Source organism: Devosia equisanguinis (assembly GCF_900631955.1).
GTDB lineage: Bacteria > Pseudomonadota > Alphaproteobacteria > Rhizobiales > Devosiaceae > Devosia > Devosia equisanguinis.
The window spans coordinates 1-6486 of the sequence record NZ_UZWD01000060.1 but is presented as its reverse complement, the minus strand read 5'-3'; the positions used below and the strand labels follow the sequence as shown (position 1 = coordinate 6486).

General features: G+C 64.7%; 8 protein-coding genes. 5 read left to right on the top strand and 3 right to left on the bottom strand.

Annotation, left to right across the window (positions count from 1 at the left end):
- Window positions 1-137 precede the first annotated feature (137 nt).
- Genes DEVEQU_RS18905 through DEVEQU_RS18895 form a run of 3 tightly spaced genes read right to left on the bottom strand, consistent with a single transcriptional unit; the run spans window position 138 to window position 2987 of the window.
- Window positions 138-935, bottom strand: coding sequence for an ABC transporter ATP-binding protein (locus DEVEQU_RS18905; RefSeq protein WP_126152162.1), 798 nt, complete (start codon window positions 933-935; stop codon window positions 138-140).
- Window positions 928-1968 (bottom strand): FecCD family ABC transporter permease, encoded by a 1041-nt coding sequence (locus DEVEQU_RS18900; RefSeq protein ID WP_126152161.1) that lies wholly within the window; start codon window positions 1966-1968, stop codon window positions 928-930. The genes DEVEQU_RS18905 and DEVEQU_RS18900 overlap by 8 nt, the downstream gene beginning before the upstream one ends.
- The gene (locus DEVEQU_RS18895) at window positions 1965-2987 is read right to left on the bottom strand and encodes a FecCD family ABC transporter permease (RefSeq protein ID WP_223214292.1); all 1023 of its coding nucleotides are present in this window, start codon (window positions 2985-2987) and stop codon (window positions 1965-1967) included. Before DEVEQU_RS18895 ends, DEVEQU_RS18900 begins: the two co-directional genes overlap by 4 nt.
- Window positions 2988-3086: 99 nt before the next feature.
- Between DEVEQU_RS18895 and DEVEQU_RS18890 the strand changes: the two genes are divergently transcribed.
- The 5 genes from DEVEQU_RS18890 to DEVEQU_RS18870 form a co-directional block, all read left to right on the top strand.
- A complete protein-coding gene (locus tag DEVEQU_RS18890) occupies window positions 3087-3998 on the top strand; it encodes an ABC transporter substrate-binding protein (protein ID WP_223214291.1) in 912 nt (303 codons plus the stop codon).
- A 52-nt stretch (window positions 3999-4050) separates the two neighbouring features.
- Window positions 4051-4971, top strand: a complete 921-nt coding sequence (locus tag DEVEQU_RS18885; RefSeq protein ID WP_126152160.1) for an ABC transporter substrate-binding protein — start codon at window positions 4051-4053, stop codon at window positions 4969-4971.
- A 471-nt stretch (window positions 4972-5442) separates the two neighbouring features.
- The gene (locus DEVEQU_RS18880) at window positions 5443-5649 is read left to right on the top strand and encodes a cold-shock protein (protein WP_126152159.1); all 207 of its coding nucleotides are present in this window, start codon (window positions 5443-5445) and stop codon (window positions 5647-5649) included.
- A 94-nt stretch (window positions 5650-5743) separates the two neighbouring features.
- The gene (locus tag DEVEQU_RS18875) at window positions 5744-5998 is read left to right on the top strand and encodes a hypothetical protein (RefSeq protein WP_126152158.1); all 255 of its coding nucleotides are present in this window, start codon (window positions 5744-5746) and stop codon (window positions 5996-5998) included.
- Between the two features lie 262 nt (window positions 5999-6260).
- Window positions 6261-6486 (top strand): hypothetical protein (locus DEVEQU_RS18870; protein ID WP_164550485.1); only part of this gene is annotated, 226 nt, incomplete at its 3' end.

The following is a 6486-nucleotide window of genomic DNA, read 5'->3' as shown; positions in this document are numbered from 1 at the left end:
GCTACTGCCTTCCGTGGCGTGATGGCCATATGAGATAGTCGCCCCCTTGAGGGGGGGGCGGGGTGGGGGCCATCAGTAATTCACTGCCCTCTAACTCACGGGCAGGCCTATCGCATATCGGCTTGAGCTCTTACCGCCTAAGCCCGGCTGCGCGGAATGCACACCGGGCGGGCGTGGATCGGGTCCATGATGATCGCCGCATTGACGTCGAACACCTCGGCGATCAGATCGGCGCGCATCATCACTTCCGGCGCGCCGCGCTCGCGCACCCGGCCATTGTGCACGAAGACCAGTTGGTCGGCATAGCGCGCCGCCAGATTGAGATCGTGCAACACAAGGACAATGGTGCGCCCCTGGTCGCGGTTGAGCCGGGTCACCAGTTCCAGGCAGTCGAGCTGGTGCGCCATGTCGAGATGATTGACCGGTTCGTCGAGGCAGATCACGTCCGTGTCCTGCGCCAGAACCATGGCGATCCAGGCGCGCTGCAACTGCCCGCCCGACAGCGAGCCAATGCGGCGGCTCCGCATGCTGTCGACGCCGGTGCCGGCCATGGCGGCGGAAACGGCCTCGTCGTCCTTGGGGCTCCAGGGCTGCAGCATCGCCTGATGCGGATAGCGCCCGAGCCGCACCAGTTCCTCCACCGTCATGTCCTGCGGTGCGCTGGGGCTTTGGGCCAATAGCCCGATGCGCCGACCCAGTGCTTTGCCGTTGAGCCCGGAAATATCCTCGGCATCGAGCAGCACCTGCCCCGAATTGGGCGCATGCAACCGCCTGATGGCGCGCAACAGGGTCGACTTGCCACAGCCATTCGGCCCGGCCAGCACGGTGATCTGCCCGGCCGGAATGGGCAGGCTCAGCGCGTCGAGCACCACATCGGTGCCATAGGACAGGGTGAGGTCCTTGACCTCGATGCGATTGGCCAATTGATCATCCATTGGTCTTGTCCTTGCGCATGAGCAGATAAAGGAAATAGGGCGCACCGATCACGGCGGTTATCGTTCCGGCCGGAATTTCCATCGGCGCAAAGGCCACCCGCACCAGCAGGTCGGCGCCAATAAGGATGATCGCCCCCAGCAGCAGAGAGGTGACGATGCCGGCAAAGCGGGCCCGGCCGACCAGCATGCGTGCTAGATGCGGCGCGATCAGCCCGATAAAGCTGACGCCGCCGACAAAGGCGACCGCTCCGGCTGTCAGCAGTGCCGCCAGGAGGAAGATGAAAATGCGATAGACCGGCAGGTTGAGGCCGATGCTGCGCGAAGAGACATCGTCGAGATCGGCCGGTGGCAGTTTGACGGCGGCAATGCTGGCGACAATGGCGGTCGGCACCAGCACCATCAGCATCAACTGAATTTCGGTCCAGTTGACGGCATTGACCGATCCGGCCAGCCAGCGCGAGGCCTGCGCCGCCTGATAGATGGGGCCCACCAGCATCAGGATCGTGGTGAGCGCCTTGGCCACGGCCGCAATGGCAATGCCGAACAGCAGCAAGCGAATGGCCGACGAAGCCTGCCGGCCCGAAAGCAGGAAGACCAGCGTGATCGCGGTCAGCGCGCCGATAATGGCGGCCAGCGGCTGCCAGGCAATCGACACCGTCATCGCATTGGCGTCATTGGAGAAAATCGCCATGAAGGCCACCACGCCCAGCGCCGCGCCATCCACTACCCCGAGCACGCCGGGCGACGCGAGCTCATTGCGCGTGATCCGCTGCAGCAGATATCCGGCAAAGGCGATGGCAGCGCCGCCAATACCGGCCGCCGCCACGCGCGGCAGGCGCAATTGCAGCACCACCAGCTTCTCGGTCTTTTCCCCGCCGCCGACCAGCACATTGGCCACCGTCTCCAGCGGGATCCAGGTCGAGCCGAAGCCGATGGCGCCCAGCGTCAGCAGCACGAAAACCGCCAGCACCACCAGCACGATGGCATTGCGCGTGAGCCCGCGCGCCGGGCGGGGCAGGGCGATTGCGGTCATGCGAGCCTCCGCATCAGCAAGAGCAACAGGGCGATGGCGCCCACCACCGCGGTGATGGCACCCACCGGCGCCTCCACCGGATAGATGACAAAGCGCGCCGCGACATCGGCAATGGTGGCATAGACCGCGCCGGCCAGCGCTGCCGCCGGCAATTGATGGCGATGCCGCAGTCCCACCAGCCGTCGCGCCACATGCGGCACCACCAGCCCCACAAAGGCCACCGGCCCCGCCATTGACACCGCAGCCCCGGTCAGCAGCGACACCGCGAGGAAGGCCAGCCCGCGAATGGCGATGACAGGCACGCCGAGGCCGGCCGCCGTGGAATCGTCCGCCTGCAGCGCATCCAGCGCCGGCGCCAGCATCAGCGCGATCACCGCTCCCACCGCAACCACTGGCAGCCCGTTGTAAAACAGCGCAATGGGGCGGTCGACAAAGGCGCCCGACAGCCAGAACAGCAATTGCTGCAACTGCGCCTCGTTGCTGGTGAGGATGATTTCCACCACCGCGTGGGCGAGGCTGGCAAAGGTCACCCCGACCAGGACGATCTTGAGCGGCGACAGGCCTCCGGCACCGGCCGCCACGCCGAATACCAGCACGCTGGTCAACAGCGCTCCGGTCGCCGCGGCCATCGAAAGCCCGGTCAGCGACTGCACCCCGAACACGGCGCTGGCCACCACCACCGCCATCGACGCTCCGGCATTGAGCCCCAGCGTATCGGGCGAGGCGATGCGGTTGCGCGACAGCGTCTGCACCAGCACCCCCGCCATGCCCAGCGCTGCGCCGCAAAGCGGCGCGATCAGCGCCCGCGGCAGCCTCAATCCCGCAATCACCGTCGCCGTTTCCGACCCATCCGGCGCCGTCAGCGCCGCCCAGACCTGCGGCAGCGAATAGAGCTTATAGCCCAGCGTCAGGCTGGCCAGCATGGCCAGCGCCAGGGCGACGCAGAGCGCGGCATAGACCGGCAGGCGCGTGAGGCGCGCCGGCTGCGCAGTGCCGGCCGACAGGGATAGGGCGGTCAAGGCAAAACCATAATTCTGATATTGACACTCAGATTAAATTCTGATGGATGACGCCATGCGATTTATGAAGATCGTTGTCAAGATTTAAAGAGGTCAGCCTTGTCCCTGCGCCGCCTTTTCACCCCGCTTTTGCTGGCCGGCCTCCTGGCCAATCCCGCCTTCGCCCGCGAGATCACCCACGCTATGGGCGTCACCGACGTGCCCGACCATCCGCAGCGCATCGTCGTGCTGACCAATGAGGGCACCGAGGCGCTGCTGGCGCTCGGCATCACCCCGGTGGGCGCGGTCAAGTCCTGGCTGGGCAATCCATGGTACGACCACATTTCCGGGCAGATGACTGACGTGACGGTGCTGGGCGAGGAATCGGCGGTCAATCTCGAAGTGCTGGTCTCGCTGCAGCCCGACCTGATCCTGGGCAACAAGCAGCGCCACGAAAAGATTTACGAGCAGCTCTCCGCCATCGCGCCGACTGTGGTGTCCGAGCGGCTGCGCGGCGACTGGAAGATCAACCTGGCCCTCTATAGCGACGCCATCGGCAAGGCCGAGGAGGGCAAGGCGCTGCTTGCCGCCTTCGATGCCCGCGTCGCCGCCCTGCATGATGAACTGGGCGCTTCGCTCGACGAAAAAATTTCCATCGCCCGCTTCATGCCGGGCCAGACCCGCATCATGTTCAAGGACAGCTTTTCCGGCCTGATCCTCTCCGAACTCGGCTTCCAGCGTCCCGCCAGCCAGGACAAGGACGAGTTCGCAGAGGAGATCACCAAGGAACGCATCCCCGAATTCGAGGGCGACCGCCTGATCTATTTCACCTACGAGATCGGCAATGGCGAAGGTGACAGCCAGGCCAAGGACTGGCTGGCCGATCCGCTCTGGCAGAACCTCGGCGTGGTCAAGGCCGGCAAGGTGCACGCCGTCTCCGACGCCGTCTGGAACACCGCCGGCGGCATCATTGCCGGCAATCTCCTGCTCGACGATGTCGAGACCATTTACGGCCTCGCCTCTACCCGCTGATCCCTGTTCAGGGTCGGCGTCGGGCCGGCCCCCCATTCTGGACCTTTCAACTATGCTGAAGACTGTTTTCGCCGGCACGCGCATTGCGCTCGCCGCTGCTCTCCTGCTCTCCACCCCCGTCATGGCGCGCGAAATCACCCATGCCATGGGCGTCACCGATGTGCCGGACAATCCGCAGCGCGTCGTCATCCTCACCAATGAGGGCACCGAAGCCCTGCTTTATCTCGGTGTCGTGCCGGTCGGCGCCGCCCAGAGCTGGAGCGGCGATCCCTGGTATGACCATATCGCAGCGCCGCTGGCCGACACCGTGCCGCTGGGCACCGAGCTCGCCGTGAACCTCGAAATTCTCGCCACGCTCGAGCCCGACCTGATCCTGGGCACCAAGGTGCGCCAGGAATCCATCTATCCCCAGCTGTCGGCCATCGCCCCCACCGTCATGACCGAAACCATTGGCGGGGAATGGCAGGAAAACCTTAAATTCTACGCCGACGTGCTGGGCAAGGGTGCCGAAGGCGAGGCGGCGGTGGCCGGTTTTGCCGACCGCACCAAGAAAATCCACGATGCGCTGGGCGATGCCGTCAACGAGGAAATCTCCATGGTGCGCTTCTCGCCCAACCGCACCCGCATCTACTACAAGGACACGTTTAGCGGCCTGGCACTGAGCCAGATCGGCTTCAAGCGTCCCGCCGCCCAGGACAAGGACGAGTTCGCCACCGAGGTCACCAAGGAACGCATTCCCGAAATGGAAGGCGACCGCATTTTCTACTTCTCTGACGATCTCAATAGCGACGAAGCCACCACCAATCTCAATGACTGGCTCAACGATCCGCTCTGGCTCAACCTCGAAGCCGTCAAGGCCGGCAAGGCCCAGCGCGTCAGCGAAATCATCTGGAACACCGCCGGCGGAATCTACGCCGCACACCTGATGCTCGACGACATCGAAAAGATCTACGGCCTCGCCTCGACCCGCTAAGCGGCCAACCACGATGCAACTCCTCCCCCTTCTCCAGGGGGAGGCCGGGTGGGGGTCCATCAGAGGATCACTGCCGGCCGGAAGGTAGTGCCCGTGTTCTGGCGCGACAGATGCAACGTGCACCACGCCGCCCTCGGGTCGAGCCCGAGGGCGGAACGGTGGATGGCAAACGCCTTGCCCATGCGAAGCGCCAAGTCGCGCAGCTGCGACAACCACTCCCTCAGGAGCGCCAACGCGAAAGCGCCCAAGCCTGTCGTCAAAACACCCCTAAAAAACGCGCGCCTTGACTTCCAGCCATTAGGGGTACACATTGCAACCATACGTTTACGCCCAATTTTGGCGACCTGATCCTCCCGGCTCGGCCGGTTGCTTAGCTTTCCTTCTGACTTGCGAACGTTGATAGGCCTCCGTCGCACGATGCGCGGGGGAAACTGCTCGTTTGCGCCGCTACGAGCCAATGAGGAGATCGCTATGATCACCGGTACCGTAAAATTCTTCAACTCGACCAAGGGCTTTGGCTTCATCACTCCGGATGGCGGCGGCAAGGATGCCTTCGTGCATATCAGCGCCGTCGAACGCGCCGGCATGTCGAGCCTCGCCGATGGCCAGAAGGTCAGCTACGACCTCGAAAGCAGCCGTGACGGCCGCGAGTCCGCTGTTAACCTGCAGCAGGCCTAAAGCCTGAGCCTGGGCCGATACTAGGTCCTGCCACATCGGCAACAAACCTTTCGGGGACAGACATGTCCCCGTGCCCACCGGACAGGAGCGCACCATGCCGCATATTTACACCGTCGGCCAGATTCTGGAGCTGCGATCCGCCCCCCGCCATAGCAACCGTCCCTCCGGTCCATGCGAAGTGCTGTCATGCCTTCCGCACGACAAGGGGCCGGTGCTGTACCGGGTCCAGTCCCTCAACGAGCGCAATGAGCGCGTTGTCGAGGAAGTGGACCTGACCCCGAGCTCAGCGACCAAATCGGCCGCTGCAATGGCTGAAAGCCGGTTCAGCATCGCCGTCAATCGGCGCTGACCCTTTTCGCCCGCGGCGCGGCTGCTCGTCAGGCCTGCGCCAAAATCTTCGCTCGCCAGGGCCCGGAAACGGTCCGGCAGTCCGGATGTCCCGGCGCGACGTTTGTGTCGCGTCGCGCGGCTGCCGGCCAAGTGCCCGAGCGAGGCCATCATCACACCAGCGCGCGTAGGCAGCACCCATTCGGGATTGCGCCGAACGCGACGCACCAGGCCGCGCATCGTGCCGGCCGGAAAGACTTTCTATCACTATGAATACCCAAGTTTTGAATGATTCCGGGACGCTGTTCCTGGGCAGCGACCACCAGACCGCCCGGACCCTGGGCCCCCGCCATTTCCGCTCTGCCGCCAAGGCCGTGCGTTTCGCTATGGAACACGCCGCCCCCGTCAGCCTGCATGGCGCTCTGCTCACCATCGGCAACCGCCAGTTCGGCCCTCACCAGATCCGCCGCCTCCACGCCGCGCTGGTCGCAGCCGAGCGCCCCGCCCACC

What these genes read in the sequence shown, in the direction of transcription:
- DEVEQU_RS18905 (WP_126152162.1), bottom strand. Translation starts at nt 935, where the DNA reads ATGGATGATCAATTGGCCAATCGCATCGAGGTCAAGGACCTCACCCTG.
- DEVEQU_RS18900 (WP_126152161.1), bottom strand. Translation starts at nt 1,968, where the DNA reads ATGACCGCAATCGCCCTGCCCCGCCCGGCGCGCGGGCTCACGCGCAAT.
- DEVEQU_RS18885 (WP_126152160.1), top strand. Translation starts at nt 4,051, where the DNA reads ATGCTGAAGACTGTTTTCGCCGGCACGCGCATTGCGCTCGCCGCTGCT.
- DEVEQU_RS18880 (WP_126152159.1), top strand. Translation starts at nt 5,443, where the DNA reads ATGATCACCGGTACCGTAAAATTCTTCAACTCGACCAAGGGCTTTGGC.
- DEVEQU_RS18875 (WP_126152158.1), top strand. Translation starts at nt 5,744, where the DNA reads ATGCCGCATATTTACACCGTCGGCCAGATTCTGGAGCTGCGATCCGCC.